12 protein-coding genes and 1 riboswitch are annotated in these 16291 nt (G+C 72.7%); of the genes, 10 read left to right on the plus strand and 2 right to left on the minus strand.

Annotation, left to right across the window (positions count from 1 at the left end; genetic code table 11):
- Positions 1–58: 58 nt before the first annotated feature.
- Positions 59–1186 (minus strand): alpha/beta hydrolase, encoded by a 1128-nt coding sequence (locus tag ACFYZZ_RS35660; RefSeq protein ID WP_389185203.1) that lies wholly within the window; start codon positions 1184–1186, stop codon positions 59–61.
- Between the two features lie 435 nt (positions 1187–1621).
- A complete protein-coding gene (locus ACFYZZ_RS35665; RefSeq protein ID WP_389185206.1) occupies positions 1622–2296 on the minus strand; it encodes a class II aldolase/adducin family protein in 675 nt (224 codons plus the stop codon).
- A 233-nt stretch (positions 2297–2529) separates the two neighbouring features.
- On the opposite strand from ACFYZZ_RS35665, the gene ACFYZZ_RS35670 reads away from it, so the two are divergent.
- The 10 genes from ACFYZZ_RS35670 (at position 2530) to cobI (ending at position 16285) form a co-directional block, all read left to right on the plus strand.
- The gene (locus tag ACFYZZ_RS35670; RefSeq protein ID WP_389185209.1) at positions 2530–3291 is read left to right on the plus strand and encodes a lysozyme; all 762 of its coding nucleotides are present in this window, start codon (positions 2530–2532) and stop codon (positions 3289–3291) included.
- Positions 3292–3434: 143 nt separating this feature from the next.
- Positions 3435–4682 carry an anion permease gene (locus ACFYZZ_RS35675; protein WP_389185211.1) on the plus strand — a complete coding sequence of 416 codons (1248 nt, stop codon included), beginning with the start codon at positions 3435–3437 and terminating at the stop codon, positions 4680–4682.
- 28 nt (positions 4683–4710) lie between these two features.
- Entirely contained in the window at positions 4711–4938 is a 228-nt protein-coding gene (locus tag ACFYZZ_RS35680) for a hypothetical protein (protein ID WP_386573948.1), read from the plus strand.
- 278 nt (positions 4939–5216) lie between these two features.
- Positions 5217–5359, plus strand: a riboswitch (cobalamin riboswitch).
- Between the two features lie 99 nt (positions 5360–5458).
- Positions 5459–6403 (plus strand): cobalamin biosynthesis protein, encoded by a 945-nt coding sequence (locus ACFYZZ_RS35685; protein ID WP_389185214.1) that lies wholly within the window; start codon positions 5459–5461, stop codon positions 6401–6403.
- Positions 6400–7908: a cobyric acid synthase gene (locus tag ACFYZZ_RS35690; protein WP_389185217.1), complete on the plus strand. Its 1509-nt coding sequence runs from the start codon at positions 6400–6402 to the stop codon at positions 7906–7908. Before ACFYZZ_RS35685 ends, ACFYZZ_RS35690 begins: the two co-directional genes overlap by 4 nt.
- Positions 7905–11558 (plus strand): cobaltochelatase subunit CobN, encoded by a 3654-nt coding sequence (cobN, locus tag ACFYZZ_RS35695; protein WP_389185220.1) that lies wholly within the window; start codon positions 7905–7907, stop codon positions 11556–11558. The genes ACFYZZ_RS35690 and cobN overlap by 4 nt, the downstream gene beginning before the upstream one ends.
- Positions 11555–13567 carry a putative cobaltochelatase gene (locus ACFYZZ_RS35700; protein ID WP_389185223.1) on the plus strand — a complete coding sequence of 671 codons (2013 nt, stop codon included), beginning with the start codon at positions 11555–11557 and terminating at the stop codon, positions 13565–13567. Before cobN ends, ACFYZZ_RS35700 begins: the two co-directional genes overlap by 4 nt.
- The gene (gene cobO, locus ACFYZZ_RS35705; protein ID WP_389185226.1) at positions 13567–14166 is read left to right on the plus strand and encodes a cob(I)yrinic acid a,c-diamide adenosyltransferase; all 600 of its coding nucleotides are present in this window, start codon (positions 13567–13569) and stop codon (positions 14164–14166) included. The genes ACFYZZ_RS35700 and cobO overlap by 1 nt, the downstream gene beginning before the upstream one ends.
- Complete coding sequence (locus tag ACFYZZ_RS35710; RefSeq protein WP_389185229.1) at positions 14160–15539, plus strand: cobyrinate a,c-diamide synthase; 1380 nt, start codon at positions 14160–14162, stop codon at positions 15537–15539. The genes cobO and ACFYZZ_RS35710 overlap by 7 nt, the downstream gene beginning before the upstream one ends.
- The gene (cobI, locus tag ACFYZZ_RS35715) at positions 15536–16285 is read left to right on the plus strand and encodes a precorrin-2 C(20)-methyltransferase (RefSeq protein WP_389185232.1); all 750 of its coding nucleotides are present in this window, start codon (positions 15536–15538) and stop codon (positions 16283–16285) included. Before ACFYZZ_RS35710 ends, cobI begins: the two co-directional genes overlap by 4 nt.
- Positions 16286–16291 lie beyond the last annotated feature (6 nt).

The raw sequence follows: 16291 nt of genomic DNA on the forward strand, positions 1-16291 counted from the left end.
CCTTAAACGGAACGCCTGGAACCGGGGCTTCCGACTTGCACCGGCGGAGCCGGGGGCCTCACATCAGCGGGGTCAGGAACCGGCGCAGACGCTCCTCGTACTCCTTCGGGTCCGCGTTCCACATCGCACCGTGCGGAGCCTGCGGCACGGTGTGCAGGGCGACGCGGTCGGGGCGGCGGGCGGCCAGGCGCCGGGAGTACTCCCACGGGGCGACCGTGTCGTCCGGGCCGTGGACGATCAGGGTCGGTACGTCGAGCAGCGCGGGATCGGCGCTCTCCCCCGCCCCGTCGGCGTTGAGACCGGCCCGGCCCTGCGCGGCCCACACGGCGAGCGGCAGCAGGGGTTCGGGGGTGTGGCGGGCCTGGGCGAGGGCGCGCAGGGTGGCCGGCCAGCTGAGCACCGGCGAGTCGAGGACCAGACCGGCGACGCGCTCGCGCACGACGGAGTGCTCGGCGGCGCGCAGGGCCATGGTGGCGCCGGTGGACCAGCCGAGGAGGATGACCCGGCGGGCGCCGTAGCGGACGGCGTAGCGGATCGCGGCGTCCACATCGCGCCACTCGGTCTCGCCGAGGTGGCCCAGGCCGTCCGGCGGGCGTGGGGCGCCGAGGTCGCCGCGGTAGGCGAGCGCGAGGATCGGCAGCCGGCGGCTGTGAAGGAACTCCATGACATTCATGGCGTGCTCGCGGGTGGTGCCCAGGCCGTGCACGGCGATCACCCAGGTGTCCCGGTGGCCGGGCACGAACCAGGCGGGCAGGGCCCCGAGTTCGCCGGGCACGTCGACGTCGGCGTGGTCGAGCCCGAGGGCCGTGTCCGGGTTGCCGACGTGCACGTTCGGGGTGAGCCACACGGCGTCGCCGGCGGCGAGGGTGCCGTGCGTGACGCGCACGAGGCGGCGTACGACGGTGTCGGCGGTGTGCGCGGCGGTCGCCAGGACGGGACCGACGACCGCGTGGGACCCGTCGCCGGCCAGGCCGTAGGTACCGGGGCGCAGTGAGGCCAGGTCGCGGGTGAGGGTGATCTGTCCCGCGGCCGTGCCGTGCACGGTGAGCCGGGGTTCGGTGGGCAGCGGGCGGCCGGGCGGCGCCTTCAGCGCGGCGTCACTGGCAAGCCGCCCGACGGCCACGGAGGCCGCGCCGGCGGCCAGGACCGCGGTGAGTGCGGCGGCGGTCGCTCTGACGGTGCCCACGGCTTCCAGTGTCGTGCGGGTTCCCGATACGGGCCAGCGGAACGGTGAGGGGGTCGGGATGCGGCGGGGTGAGGGGGGTCGGGGTGCGGGAGGACCGGGATCCGGCAGGGTGCGGGAGGGCGCGGCACAGCCGGAGGCGTGCGCTGGGGCTGAGCACCTTGCGGAGGAGCGCGCCGTGGCCGAGCGTCGCTGCGGCGGAGAGAACCGATGGGCCGGGCCGGTGCGGGCCGAGCCGGTGCGGGCCGGCCCGGGCAGGTGCGGGCCTCGCAGGTGAGAGCCGAGCCGGTGCGGGCCGAGCCGGGCCGGTGCCGGCCGAGCCGGTGCGGGCCGGGCCGAGCTGGTGCAGGCCGAGCCCGGCCGGTGCGGCGAGCGGCCAGAAGGCCAGACGACCAAGCGACCAAGCGACCAAGCGACCAAGCGACCAAGCGACCAAGGTCAGCTGCGTTGGCCGTAGCCCTTCAAACGCGTGCCGGCCTCCTCCATCTGTATGTCCGTCAGCAGGGAGGGCGTCAGGCCCGGCACCGACGATGCCGTCAGCCACAGGCGGCACATCCACTCCAGCTGGGCCGTGCGGTCGTAGGCCTGGTCGAGGGTGGTGCCGTAGGTGATCGTGCCGTGGTTCTGCAGCAGGCAGCCGGAGCGGTCGGCGAGGGCGTCGAGCATGTTCGCGGCCAGCTCGTCGGTGCCGTAGGTCGCGTAGCGGGCGACACGCACGCGGCCGCCGAAGGCGCCGGCCATGTAGTGGATCGGCGGCAGCTCGGTCACGAGGGTGGAGACGGCCGTGGCGTGCACGGCGTGGGTGTGGACGACGGCCCGGGCGTCGGTGGTGCGGTAGACGGCGAGGTGCATGGGCAGTTCGCTGGTCGGCACGAGCGTGCCGAGCACCTGGCGCCCGTCGAGGTCGACGCCGGTGATGTCGTCCGGGGTCAGCCGGTCGTAGGGCACGCCCGAAGGGGTGACCAGCACGACGTCCCCGACGCGCGCCGAGACGTTTCCCGAGGTGCCGACGACCAGTCCGTCGGCCACCGTCCGGCGGGCCGTGGCGACCAGCGCCTCCCAGACGCGCGCCGCTTCCGCTTCCCGCTCCGCTTCCCGCCGCTGTTCAGCCATGCCGCGATCCTGCCAGCCGGCCCGGCTCGGAGCGGCCCGTCGGCGTGCTTCGGGCCGGAACCCGTACCGCCGAACGGGTGAAGACCGCCGCAAAACACCCGAAATCATCATGCCTTAAGTGATCATCAGGCATTCAATGATCTTTCGTAACCGGATCTTTCTTACTCGGATCCTTCCTGCTCGGATCCTTCCTGCTCGCTGGACGACGTTCCACCGCCACTCCAGGGGGACACATGCCTCGTGCTCGCACCGCCTCCCGCTCCCGCCGCCGCGCGGGCGTTCTCGCGGCCGCCACCGCGGCGCTCGCCCTCACGGGCACCCAGGCCGCGGCCGCCGGGTCACCGGCGTCCGCCGTGGGCCCGCTCAGAGGCCACGACGTGTCGTCCCACCAACAGCACGTCGACTTCCCAGCCGCCCGGTCGGACGGCGCACGGTTCACCTACATCAAGGCGACCGAGTCCACGACCTACCAGAACCCCTACTTCGACCGGCAGTACGAGGGCGCGCGCCAGGCGGGCCTGATCCGGGGCGCGTACCACTTCGCGCGGCCGGACCGCTCCTCGGGCGCCGAACAGGCCGCGTACTTCGTGCAGCACGGCGGGGACTGGCGGGCGGACGGCTGGACACTGCCGCCCGCGCTCGACATCGAGTACAACCCGTACGACGACAAGAACGAGTGCTACCGGCTGGACCGGACGCGGATGGTCGACTGGATCCGCTCCTTCAGCGACGAGGTCGAGCGGGAGACCGGCCGGCGTCCGGTCATCTACACCACCGCCGACTGGTGGCAGGCCTGCACCGGCGACAGCCGCGCCTTCGCCGCGGACCACCCCCTGTGGATCGCCCGGCACGGCACGTCGGACCCGGGAGAACTGCCGGGCGGCTGGTCGCACTGGACCTTCTGGCAGTTCGGCACCGAGGGCGGTCTGCCGGGTGACCAGAATCTCTTCAACGGGCCGCCGAGCCTGCTGCAGGCCTTCGCGCAGGGTTGGTAGCCAAGGGGCGCCTGGGGTGTCGGACGCGAACGACATCCCAGCCATCCTTTGACGACACCCTCACGCCTGCCCCAGTTCACCTTCCGTTCACCCAGGTTGCCTACGGTCCAACAGCCAATGACCTCGAACGATTGCCTGGGTAAATGGAAAACTTCTCGCTGATCCTCGCGATTGTGGTGGTAACCGCACTCGCGTTCGATTTCACGAACGGTTTTCACGACACCGCCAACGCGATGGCCACGACCATCTCGACCGGTGCGCTCAAGCCCAAGGTCGCGGTGGCCATGTCCGCCGCCCTCAACCTTGTAGGCGCTTTCCTCTCCGTGGAGGTCGCCAACACGATCTCCAAGGGCCTTGTCGATGAGAACGGCATCCGTCCCGAGGTCATATTCGCCGCCCTGGTCGGCGCGATCCTCTGGAACCTGCTGACCTGGCTGGTGGGACTGCCGTCCAGCTCCTCGCACGCCCTGATGGGCGGCCTGATCGGCGCCACCGTCGCCTCCGCTGGCTTCGGGGCCGTCCACAGTGACGTGCTCGTCACCAAGGTGCTGCTCCCGGCGGTCGCCGCGCCGATCGTCGCGGGTCTCGCCGCGATGCTGGCCACCCGCTTCTCCTACGGCATCGGCAAGAACGCCGACGGCGAGGCCACCCGCAAGGGCTACCGCGCCGGTCAGATCGCCTCCGCCGGTCTGGTCTCCCTCGCCCACGGCACCAACGACGCGCAGAAGACGATGGGCATCATCACCCTCGCCCTCGTCGCGGGCGGCGCCATCGCCCCCGACTCCAACCCTCCCACCTGGGTGATCCTCTCCGCGGGTCTGGCGATCGCGCTCGGCACCTACATCGGCGGCTGGCGGATCATCCGCACCATGGGCAAGGGCCTGACCGACCTCGAGCCGCGACAGGGCTTCGCCGCCCAGACCAGCGCGGCCACGGCCATCCTGGCCTCCTCGCACCTCGGCTTCTCCCTCTCCACCACCCACGTCGTCTCCGGCTCGGTGATGGGTGCGGGTCTGGGCCGCAAGGGCGGTGTGGTCCGCTGGTCCACCGCGACCCGCATGTTCATCGCCTGGGCGCTGACCCTGCCGGCCGCCGCGCTGGTCGGCGCGGGCGCCGAGTCCGTCATGGACCTGGGTGACTGGGGCACCGCCGCCGTCGCCGTCTTCCTGGTCGGCGCCAGCGCCGCCATCTGGAAGATCTCCCGCCGCGAGGTCGTCGACCACACCAACGTCGTCGACGACACGGTGGAGCCGGCCGGCGTGGTGACCACCGCCATCGCCGCGGTGACCCCGCCGCCCGCGGGCATCGTCGCCGAGGACCTGTCGGTCACGATCCCGGCCCAGGCCACCACCGAACCGGCTCCGGCGACTCCGCCGGCCGCCGCAGTCTGACCGCCCGGAAACTGAAGGAAGCATCCCCATGAAGATCGACTGGGCGGCTCTCGGCTCCGTCTTCGGCGTCAGCCTCGCGTTCACGGTGGGCCTGGTGGCGCTGTTCACCCTCGGCGTCAACGGCCTCTCGCGCCGCGAGAAGGCCACGGCGCAGGGTGGGTCCGCGGCGCTGGCCGTGACCGGTGCGTACGTGTGCTTCGCGGCTTGTGCGGCCGCGGTGGCGTACGGGATCTATCTGATCGTGGCGAAGCCCTGACGCCGAATTCTCCATCGTCCGCCCTGTCGGCACCGATTCAGTCGGAGCGACAGGGCGGACGTGTGTCCGCCGCGGCCCCGCGACCGTTGCATCCCGTATAAGACGTACGCGACGTACGCGCTCTTGCAGGCGATCACGGTCCGTGAGCGCGAGCGGGATCCCCGAATGCCGTCCGAGGGAGCGGAATTCACCGCAACCCGGTCGCTCGGCGCTGCCCGGCGGGCCGGCGATGTGGGCCTCAGCACAGTCCGGCTTCCCAGGTCAAAGGCAAGTTGACGGCCCTTCCGGGCGCGTGGTGGACTGCCCGGGCCATGTACGGCGGCAGGAGAGGAAGCCGGTGCGAATCCGGCGCGGTCCCGCCACTGTCACCGGGGAAGAAATCCCCGGGAGCCAGGAACTCTCACCGCCGGTCTCGTCGAACCAGGGCGTGGACACCCTGAGTGAGGACATATCGCCATGCGCGGCTGCCGATTGAGGTTCAGTAACCAGGCCCTGCCTGCCCCGACGGCCGGCTGAGCCGATGGGTGCCGATCGCTTCTACGCGTACGGCGCCGCCGCCGGCCTCGTCGGCGACCTGGTCCTCGGCGATCCGCGCCGCGGGCATCCGGTCGCCGCGTTCGGGCGGGCTGCCGCCGCCGTGGAGCGCGCGCTGTGGCACGACCACCGCGGCTGGGGTGCGCTGCACACCGTCGTGTGCGCCGGAGGCGCCGTCGCGCTGGGGGCCGTGGCCGAGCGGGCCGTGCGCCGCTCCCCCGTCGCTTCCGTCGCGCTGACCGCCGCCGCCACCTGGGCCGTGGTCGGCGGTACTTCGCTCGCCCGGGAGGCACGGACCGTCGGGCGCGCGCTGGAGGCCGGGGACGTCGAGGCGGCCCGGGCGCGGCTGCCGCATCTGTGCGGGCGGGATCCGCAGGCCCTCGACGCCGACGGGATCGCCCGAGCGGTCGTGGAGTCCGTCGCCGAGAACACCTCCGACGCCGTGGTGGGTGCGCTGGTGTGGGGTGCGGTGGGCGGGGTGCCGGGGCTGCTCGGGTTCCGGGCCGTCAACACCCTGGACGCGATGGTGGGGCACAAGTCGGCCCGCTTCCGGCGCTACGGCTGGGCCTCCGCCCGGCTCGACGACGTCGTCGGGTGGCCGGGGGCGCGGCTGACCGCCGTGCTCGCCGCCGCGGCCGGACCGGACCCCCGCGGCGCGTTGCGTGCCTGGCGGGCGGACGCCCGCAAGCACCCGAGTCCCAACGCCGGGCCCGTCGAGGCCTCGTTCGCGGGTGCCCTCGGCGTGCGGCTGGGCGGGACGCTCTCCTACGGCGGGCGCGTCGAACACCGGCCCGTACTGGGCGGGGACACCGGGCGGGCGGTCCGGGTCACCGACATCGACCGGGCCGTACGGCTCTCCCGCCGGGTCGGCCTGCTCGCGCTCGGCGTCACGGTCGCCGCGCGCCGACTCGTGAAGGGACGTGGCAAGTGAACGGTGGTCTGCTCGTCGCCGGCACCACCTCCGACGCCGGCAAGAGCGTCGTGACGGCCGGGATCTGCCGGTGGCTGGTGCGCCAGGGCGTCAAGGTCGCGCCCTTCAAGGCGCAGAACATGTCCCTCAACTCGTTCGTGACCCGGGAGGGTGCAGAGATCGGGCGGGCTCAGGCCATGCAGGCCCAGGCCTGCCGTGTCGAGCCGACCGCGCTGATGAACCCCGTGCTGCTCAAGCCCGGTGGCGAGCAGAGCAGTCAGGTGGTGCTGCTCGGCAAGCCGGTGGGCGAGCTGAGCGCGCGCGGGTACCACGGGGGGCGCCAACAGCGGCTGCTCGGCACGGTGCTGGACTGTCTTGCCGAGTTGCGGGGCACGTATGACGCGGTGATCTGTGAGGGGGCCGGTTCGCCCGCGGAGATCAATCTGCGGCGCACCGACATCGTGAACATGGGGATCGCGCGGAACGCGCGGCTGCCCGTGCTGGTGGTGGGCGACATCGACCGCGGGGGCGTGTTCGCCTCCTTCTTCGGGACCGTCGCGCTGCTGTCCCAGGAGGACCAGGAGTTGGTCGCCGGGTTCCTGGTCAACAAGTTCCGCGGGGATGTCAGCCTGCTGGAGCCGGGGTTGGACATGCTGCACGGGCTCACCGGGCGGCACACCTACGGCGTGCTGCCGTTCCGGCACGGGCTCGGCATCGACGAGGAGGACGGACTGCGGGTCTCCCTGCGCGGGACCGTGCGGGAGTCGAACACCGCCCCGCCCGTCGGCGAGGACGTGCTGCGGGTCGCCGTCTGCGCGGTCCCGCTCATGTCCAACTTCACGGACGTGGACGCGCTGGCCGCCGAACCGGGCGTCGTGGTGCGGTTCGTGGACCGGCCGGAGGAGCTGGCGGACGCGGACCTGGTCGTGGTCCCGGGCACACGCGGGACCGTACGGGCGCTGGAGTGGCTGCGGGAGCGGGGCCTCGCGGACGCGCTGGTGCGCAGGGCCGCCGAGCAGCGCCCGATTCTCGGTATCTGCGGCGGCTTCCAGGTGCTCGGCGAGCACATCGAGGACGAGGTCGAGTCGCGCGCCGGCGCCGTTCCCGGACTCGGCCTGCTGCCCGTGCGGGTGCGGTTCGCCCGCGAGAAGACCCTCACCCGGCCGACCGGGGAAGCCCTCGGGGAGCGGGTCGAGGGGTACGAGATCCATCACGGGGTCGCCTCCATAGCGGGCGGGGAAGCCTTCTTGGACGGCTGCCGGGTCGGTCAGACCTGGGGCACGCACTGGCACGGCTCGCTGGAGTCGGACGGTTTCCGGCGGGCCTTCCTGCGCGAGGTGGCGGCCGCCGCGGGGCGCCGCTTCGTACCGGCCCCCGACACCTCGTTCGCCGCGCTGCGCGAGGAGCAGCTCGACCGGCTCGGCGACCTGATCGAACAGCACGCGGACACGGACGCGCTCTGGCGGCTCATCGAGTCGGGCGCGCCGCAAGGACTGCCTTTCATTCCACCGGGAGCGCCCGCATGAGCACAGTGTTGTTGTTGTCGACCGCCGACACCGATCTGCTGGCGGCCCGGGCCTCCGGCGCCGGCTACCGGATCGGGAACCCGACCCGGGTGGACGTCGCCGAGGAGCTGCCGGGCCTCGTCGAGGGCGCGGACATCGCCGTCGTACGGCTGCTGGGCGGCAAGCGTGCCTGGGAGGACGGGCTGGCCGCGCTGCGCGCGTCCGGTGTGCCGACCGTGCTGCTGGGCGGCGAGGCCGTGCCGGACGCCGAGCTGATGGCCGAGTCGTCCGTACCGGCGGGTGTGGTGGCGGAGGCCCTGAAGTACCTGGTCGAGGGCGGGCCCGCGAACCTGACCGAGCTGGCCCGGTTCCTGTCCGACACCGTGCTGCTGACCGGCGAGGGCTTCGAAGAGCCGCGGAAGATGCCCGAGTACGGCGTGCACGGCTCGTACGGGATCCGGGACGGCCGGCCGACCGTGGGCGTCCTCTTCTACCGGGCGCACGAACTGAGCGGCAACACCGCCTTCGTGGACACGCTGTGCGAGGCGATCGAGGCGCGGGGTGCCAACGCCCTGCCCGTGTACTGCGGTTCGCTGCGCGGCGCGGACGCCGGGCTGTACGAGCTGCTGGGGCAGGCCGACGCCCTGGTCGCCACCGTCCTGGCGGCGGGCGGTACGCATGCCTCGCAGGCCTCGGCGGGCGGTGACGAGGAGTCCTGGGACATCGGTGCGCTCGCCGATCTGAACGTCCCGGTGCTGCAGGGCCTCTGCCTCACCTCCTCGCGGTCCGCCTGGGACGAGTCGGACGCCGCGCTCTCCCCCATGGACGCGGCGATGCAGGTCGCGATCCCCGAGTTCGACGGCCGGCTCGTCACAGTGCCGTTCTCCTTCAAGGAGCAGGGACCGGACGACGTCCCGGTGTACGTCGCCGACCCCGAGCGGGCGTCGCGGGTGGCCGGGATCGCCGTACGGCACGCACAGTTGAAGCACAGGCCGAACGCGGACAAGAAGATCGCGCTGGTCTTCACCGCCTACCCGACCAAGCACTCCCGGGTCGGCAACGCGGTGGGCCTGGACACGCCCGCGTCGGCGGTACGCGTCCTGGACGCCCTGAAGGAGGCCGGATACGGGCTCACCGCATACCCGGACAACGGCGACGAGTTGATCCACCGGCTGATCGAGGCCGGCGGGCACGACGTCGAGTGGCTCACCGAGGAGCAGCTGGCCTCCGCGCCCGCACGGGTGCCGCTCGCCGACTACCGGGCGTGGTTCGACCAGCTCGACCCGGAGCTGCGGGACGCGATGCTGGAGGCCTGGGGCGAGCCGCCGGGCAGCCTGTACGTCGACGGGGACGAGATCGTGCTCGCGTCCCTGCAGTTCGGGAACGTCGTCGTGATGATCCAGCCGCCGCGCGGCTTCGGCGAGAACCCGATCGCCATCTACCACGACCCCGACATGCCGCCGTCGCACCACTACATGGCGGCCTACCGCTGGCTCGACAACAGCTTCGGCGCCGACGCGATCGTGCACATGGGCAAGCACGGCACGATGGAGTGGCTGCCGGGCAAGGGCCTGGGCCTGAGCGCCGGTTGCGCCCCGGACGCCGTTCTCGGTGAGCTGCCCCTCATCTACCCGTTCATCGTCAACGACCCCGGAGAGGGCACGCAGGCCAAACGGCGCGGGCACGCCACGGTGGTCGACCACCTGGTGCCGCCGATGGCCCGTGCCGACACCTACGGCGACCTGGCCAAGCTGGAGCAGCTGCTGGACGAGTACGCGCTCGTCTCCGACCTGGACCCGGCCAAGGCACCTGCCGTCCGCGCCCAGATCTGGACGCTGGTCAAGGCGGCCGAACTGCACCACGACCTGCATGTGGACGAGCAGCCGGAGGACGACGACTTCGACCAGTTCGTCATGCACATCGACGGCTATCTGTGCGAGATCAAGGACGTGCAGATCCGGGACGGGCTGCACATCCTGGGCGGCGGTCCGGTCGGCGAGCCGCGCGTGAACCTGGTCCTCGCCGTGCTGCGCGCCTCGCAGGTGTGGGGCGGGCAGGCGAACGCGCTGCCGGGGCTGCGGGCCTCGCTGGCCGAGTACTTCGGGCTCGTGGAGAAGGAGTTGCTCGCCGAACCGGGCACGCCGGTGAAGGTGCCGGTCGAGCTGACGGACCTCGTCGACGGCCCTTCCCGTACGGCCGCCGACGCGATCGACCTGCTGGAGCAGCTGTGCCGGCGGATCGCGGAGGGCATGGAGGCCCGTGACTGGGCGGTCGCCGAGAGCGTGCCACTGGTCCGCGAGGTCCTGGGCACCGAACTCCCGGACGCGGTCGCGGTGCTGGAGTTCGCGTGCACCGAGGTGGTCCCCCGGCTCGCCCGCACGACCGACGAGATCGGCCACATCCTCAAGGCGCTGGACGGCGGTTACGTCCCGGCGGGCCCCTCGGGCTCCCCGACCCGTGGTCTGGTCAACGTGCTGCCGACCGGCCGCAACTTCTACTCGGTCGACCCCAAGGCCATTCCTTCCCGGCTGAGCTGGGAGGTCGGCCAGTCGCTCGCCGACTCGCTGGTGCAGCGGTATCTGCAGGACACGGGTGAGTACCCGAAGTCCGTCGGCCTCACGGTCTGGGGCACGTCGGCGATGCGCACCCAGGGCGACGACATCGCCGAGATCCTGGCGCTGCTGGGCTGCCGCCCGGTGTGGGACGAGGCCTCGCGCCGGGTGACGGGGTTCGAGGTGATTCCCCTGGCGGAGCTGGGCCGGCCGCGCATCGACGTCACGGTCCGTATCTCCGGCTTTTTCCGGGACGCGTTCCCGCATGTGGTCGGGCTGATCGACGACGCGGTGCGGGCGGTGGCCGAGCTGGACGAGCCCGCCGGACAGAACTTCGTGAAGGCGCACGCCGACGAGGACACCGCCGAGCACGGTGACCGGCGGCGCGCGACGGCCCGTGTCTTCGGCTCCAAGCCGGGCGCGTACGGCGCCGGTCTGCTGCCGCTGATCGACGCCCGCAACTGGCGCTCCGACGCCGACCTCGCCGAGGTGTACGCGGTGTGGGGCGGGTACGCGTACGGGCGCGGGCTCGACGGGCGGGCGGCGCGCGGGGACATGGAGACCGCGTTCAAGCGGATCGCGGTAGCCGCGAAGAACGTCGACACCCGCGAGCACGACCTGGTCGACGCCGACGACTACTTCCAGTACCACGGCGGCATGGTCGCCATGGTCCGCCACCTGACCGGGGTCAACCCCGAGGCCTACGTGGGTGACAGCGCCGTACCCGACCAGGTGAGGACCCGCACGCTCGGCGAGGAGACGCACCGCGTCTTCCGCGCGCGGGTGGTCAACCCGCGCTGGATGGCGGCGATGCGCCGGCACGGCTACAAGGGCGCCTTCGAGATGGCGGCGACCGTGGACTACCTGTTCGGCTACGACGCGACGGCGGGCGTGGTCGACGACTGGATGTACGAGAAGCTCAGCGCGGAGTACGTCTTCGACCCGGAGAACCGGGACTTCATGAAGAAGTCCAACCCGTGGGCGCTGCGCGGGATCACCGAGCGGCTCCTCGAGGCGGCGGACCGCGGGCTGTGGGCGGAGCCGGACGCGGACACGCTGGAGCGGCTGCGCGCCACCTACCTGGAGCTGGAAGGCGACTTGGAGGGCGACGAGAAGTGAGTACCCCGTTTCCGTTCACGGCCGTCGTCGGCCAGGACGACCTGCGGCTCGCGCTGCTGCTGAACGCCGTGTCGCCGGCGGTCGGCGGTGTGCTGGTGCGCGGCGAGAAGGGCACCGCCAAGTCGACGGCCGTACGGGCCCTTTCGGCGCTGCTGCCTCAGGTGTCCGTAGTTCCCGGGTGCCGATTCTCCTGTGACCCGGCGGCGCCCGAGCCGTCCTGCCCGGACGGGCCGCACGAGGCCGGGGCCGGTGCGGCGCGGCCCGCGCGGATGGTCGAGCTGCCCGTCGGCGCCTCCGAGGACCGGCTGGTGGGCGCGCTGGACATCGAGCGGGCGCTGGCGGAGGGCGTGAAGGCGTTCGAGCCGGGCCTGCTGGCCGACGCGCACCGCGGGATCCTCTACGTCGACGAGGTCAACCTGCTCCACGACCACCTGGTCGACCTGCTGCTGGACGCGGCGGCGATGGGCGCGTCCTACGTCGAGCGCGAGGGCGTCTCGGTGCGGCACGCGGCCCGGTTCCTGCTCGTCGGCACCATGAACCCGGAAGAGGGCGAGCTGCGGCCGCAGCTGCTGGACCGGTTTGGGCTGACGGTGGAGGTCGCGGCCTCGCGGGAGCCCGACCAGCGGGTGGAGGTCGTACGGCGGCGGCTCGCCTACGACGACGACCCGGCGGGCTTCGCCGCACGGTGGGCCGACGAGGAGGCCGCCGTTCGGGCCCGGATCGTGGCCGCGCGCGAGCTGCTGCCGCAGGTCCGGCTGGGCGACGGGGCGCTGCGGCAGATCGCGGCGACCTGCGCGGCCTTCGAGGTGGACGGCATGCGTGCCGACATCGTGATGGCGCGTACGGCGACCGCGCTGGCCGCCTGGGCCGGGCGGACGGACGTGCTCGCCGAGGACGTGCGGCAGGCGGCGCTGCTGGCGCTGCCGCACCGCCGCCGGCGCAATCCGTTCGACGCGCCGGGTCTTGACGAGGACAAGCTGGACGAGACCCTGGAGGAGTTCGGCGGCTCGGACGACGAGGACCCCGACCCCGACCCCGACGGTCCCGGTGGGGGCGGTGGGCAGCCGCCGCAGTCCGACGGTGGTCCGCAGGGCGGCGGCGACACCGCCGCGCAGCCCGAGGCCGGTGAGAGCGGGCAGCCGCAGACCTCCGGCGCACGGGAGCAGCAGGCCGTACGGGCCGCCGAGCCGTTCCGTACGAAGGCGCTGAGCGTGCCCGGGATCGGCGAGGGTGCCGCCGGGCGGCGCTCGCGCGCGCGGACCGAGCACGGGCGGACCACCGGAGCCCGGCGGCCGCGCGGGACGCTCACCAAGCTGCACCTGGCGGCGACCGTGCTGGCCGCGGCCCCGCACCAGCGGGCGCGCGGGCGGTCCGGGCCGGGACTGGTGCTGCGCCGGGACGATCTGCGGCAGGCGACGCGGGAGGGGCGCGAGGGGAACCTCGTGCTGTTCGTGGTCGACGCGTCCGGGTCGATGGCGGCACGGCAGCGGATGAGCGCCGTCAAAGGTGCTGTCCTGTCCCTGCTCCTTGACGCCTACCAGCGGCGGGACAAGGTGGGCCTGGTGACCTTCCGGGGTGCCGCGGCCGATGTCGCCCTGCCGCCGACCTCGTCGGTGGACGCCGCGGCGGCCCGGCTGGAGTCGCTGCCGACGGGCGGCCGCACGCCGCTGGCGGCCGGGCTGCTCAAGGCGCACGAGGTGCTGCGGGTGGAGCGGCTGCGGGATCCGGCGCGGCGGGCGCTGGTCGTGGTGGTGACCGACGGGCGGGCCACCGGCGGCCCGGAGCCGGTCGCGCTGGCGGGGCGGGCGGCGCGGCTGTTCGCGGCCGAGGGAGTCGCCTCGGTGGTCGTGGACTGCGAGTCGGGGCCGGTGCGGCTCGGGCTCGCCGGGCAGCTCGCGGGTGAGCTGGGCGGTACGGCCGTCACGCTGGACGAGCTGCGGGCCGACTCGATCGCCGGGCTTGTCAGGGATGTGCAGGGGACGCACGGGACTTCGAGGAGGGCCGCGTAATGCCGCAGGGACAGCCGAGTGTGGTGCCGGACGACGGGCTGACGACTCGTCAGCGCCGCAACCGTCCGCTGGTCGTGGTCCACACGGGCATCGGCAAGGGCAAGTCGACCGCCGCGTTCGGGCTCGCGCTGCGCGCCTGGAACCAGGGGTGGCCGATCGGGGTGTTCCAGTTCGTCAAGTCGGCGAAGTGGAAGGTCGGCGAGGAGAACGCGCTGTGTGTGCTCGGTGCCTCCGGCGAGGGCGGCACCGTCGACTGGCACAAGATGGGCGAGGGCTGGTCCTGGGTCCAGCGGGACGCCCAGATGGACAACGAGGAGAAGGCCCGGGAGGGCTGGGAGCAGGTCAAGCGGGACCTGGCGGCCGAGACGTACCGGCTGTACGTGCTGGACGAGTTCGCCTACCCGATGCACTGGGGGTGGGTGGACACGAACGAGGTCGTGGACGTCCTGCGGAACCGGCCGGGTACCCAGCATGTGGTGATCACCGGTCGTAACGCGCCCGAGAAGCTGGTGGACTTCGCCGACCTCGTCACCGACATGTCCAAGGTCAAGCACCCCATGGACGCGGGGCAGAAGGGCCAGAAGGGCATCGAGTGGTGAGTTCCGTTCCCCGGCTGGTCATTGCCGCGCCGTCGTCCGGCAGCGGCAAGACCACCGTCGCCACGGGGCTGATGGCCGCGTTCGCCGCGCGGGGGCTCGCCGTGTCCGGGCACAAGGTCGGGCCCGACTACATCGACCCCGGGTACCACGCGCTCGCGACCGGGCGGGTGGGGCGCAACCTCGATGCCTACCTGTGCGGCCCTGAGCTGGTCGCTCCGCTGTTCCTGCACGGGGCGTCCGGGTGTGACCTCGCGGTCGTCGAGGGTGTGATGGGGCTGTACGACGGGGCCGCGGGCGAGGGGGAACTCGCGTCCACGGCTCATGTCGCCAAGTTGCTGCGGGCGCCGGTGGTGCTGGTCGTGGACGCGTCGTCGCAGTCGCGGTCGGTGGCGGCGCTGGTGCACGGGTTCGCTTCCTGGGATCCCGAGGTGCGGGTCGGGGGCGTGATCCTGAACAAGGTGGGCTCCGACCGGCATGAGGAGCTGCTGCGGGACGCGCTGGATTCGGCGGGGGTGCCGGTGCTGGGTGTGCTGCGGCGGGCTGCTCAGGTGGATACGCCTTCTCGGCATCTGGGGTTGGTGCCGGTTGCCGAGCGGCACTTGGCTGCGGTCGACTCCGTGGGGGCTATGGCGGCGCAAGTGGCTCGGGGTTGCGACTTGGCGGCGCTGGAGGCACTTGCCCGTGCTGCGGGTCCCGTACCAGGGGGCTCTGCCCCCTGGACCCCCGTCTTGCCCACCCACGACCACCCGACTCGGTGGGCTGAGAGGCCAGGGCCCGTAGTTGCTGTCGCCGGCGGGGAAGCGTTCACCTTCTCCTATGCCGAGCACACCGAGCTGCTCACCGCCGCCGGAGCCGAAGTCGTCACTTTCGATCCGCTTCGGGACGAGCAACTGCCCGAGGGCACGGCCGGCTTGGTGATCGGCGGTGGCTTCCCCGAGGTGTACGCCGCCGAGCTGTCCGCCAACGAGCCGCTGCGCAAGGCCGTCGCCGAGCTGGCTCTCGGCGGTGCTCCTGTCGCCGCCGAGTGTGCCGGGCTGCTGTATCTGTGCCGGGAGTTGGACGGGAAGCCCATGTGCGGGGTGCTGGACGCCACCGCGCGGATGAGTGAACGGCTCACTCTGGGGTATCGGGACGCGGTGGCCGTCGGGGACAGTGTGCTGACCGTCGCGGGGACGCGGATGCGGGGGCACGAGTTCCACCGCACGGTCGTCGAGCCCGGGGCGGGGCCCGCTCCCGCCTGGGGGGTGCGCACCCCGGTGCGGCGGGTCGAAGGTTTCGTACAGCAGGGCGTGCACGCGAGTTATCTGCACACGCACTGGGCGTCCGAGCCCGGTGTGGCCCGTAGGTTCGTGGAGAGGTGCCGGACGTCATGAGCAGCAGGCTGGTCGGTGTCGGGGTCGGTCCCGGTGACCCGGAGCTGGTGACCGTCAAGGGAGTCAACGCGCTGCGCGCGGCGGACGTCGTCGTCGTACCGGTCATGGCTGCGCCTGATGGAAAAGATGGCGGAGAACGCGGCCGGGCCGAAGCGACCGTGCTGCACTACGTGCCCGCGGAGAAGGTCGTCCGGGTGGTGTTCGCGCTGAACGAGCGGACCGACCGGGCGCGGCGGGAGGCCGCCTGGGACGCGGCGGGCGAGAAGGTCGCCGAGCTGCTGCGGGGGCGCGGGTCCGTCGCCTTCGCCACCATCGGGGATCCGAACGTGTACTCGACGTTCACGTATCTCGCGCAGACGATCACGGAACTGGTGCCGGGTGTCGTGGTGGAGACCGTGCCAGGCATCACCGCCATGCAGGATCTGGCGGCCAGGTCCGGGGCCGTGCTGACCGAGGGCACCGAGCCGCTGACGCTGGTGCCGGTGACGGCGGGCTCGGCGGTGCTCAAGGAGGCGCTGGCCGGGCCGGGGACCGTCGTGGCGTACAAGTTCGGGCGGCAGGCCGCCGAGGTCGCCGAGGTGCTGCGGGAGACCGGGCGGATCGAAGACGCCGTGTGGGGCTCGGCGCTCGGGCTGCCTCAGGAGTCGGTGCGGCCGGCCGCGGAGCTGGACGGGGAGTCACTGCCGTACCTGTCGACGCTGATCGCGCCGCCGCGGCGGGACGGCGGGCGGGGCGGGAAGCTGTGAGGCCGC

This window comes from Streptomyces sp. NPDC001816, from assembly GCF_042892235.1.
Lineage (GTDB): Bacteria > Actinomycetota > Actinomycetes > Streptomycetales > Streptomycetaceae > Streptomyces.

Excerpts from the sequence above, each read along its gene's own strand:
- ACFYZZ_RS35665 (WP_389185206.1), bottom strand. The coding sequence starts at position 2,296 with ATGGCTGAACAGCGGCGGGAAGCGGAGCGGGAAGCGGAAGCGGCGCGC.
- ACFYZZ_RS35670 (WP_389185209.1), top strand. The coding sequence starts at position 2,530 with ATGCCTCGTGCTCGCACCGCCTCCCGCTCCCGCCGCCGCGCGGGCGTT.
- ACFYZZ_RS35675 (WP_389185211.1), top strand. The coding sequence starts at position 3,435 with ATGGAAAACTTCTCGCTGATCCTCGCGATTGTGGTGGTAACCGCACTC.
- ACFYZZ_RS35680 (WP_386573948.1), top strand. The coding sequence starts at position 4,711 with ATGAAGATCGACTGGGCGGCTCTCGGCTCCGTCTTCGGCGTCAGCCTC.
- ACFYZZ_RS35685 (WP_389185214.1), top strand. The coding sequence starts at position 5,459 with ATGGGTGCCGATCGCTTCTACGCGTACGGCGCCGCCGCCGGCCTCGTC.
- cobN (WP_389185220.1), top strand. The coding sequence starts at position 7,905 with ATGAGCACAGTGTTGTTGTTGTCGACCGCCGACACCGATCTGCTGGCG.
- cobO (WP_389185226.1), top strand. The coding sequence starts at position 13,567 with ATGCCGCAGGGACAGCCGAGTGTGGTGCCGGACGACGGGCTGACGACT.
- cobI (WP_389185232.1), top strand. The coding sequence starts at position 15,536 with ATGAGCAGCAGGCTGGTCGGTGTCGGGGTCGGTCCCGGTGACCCGGAG.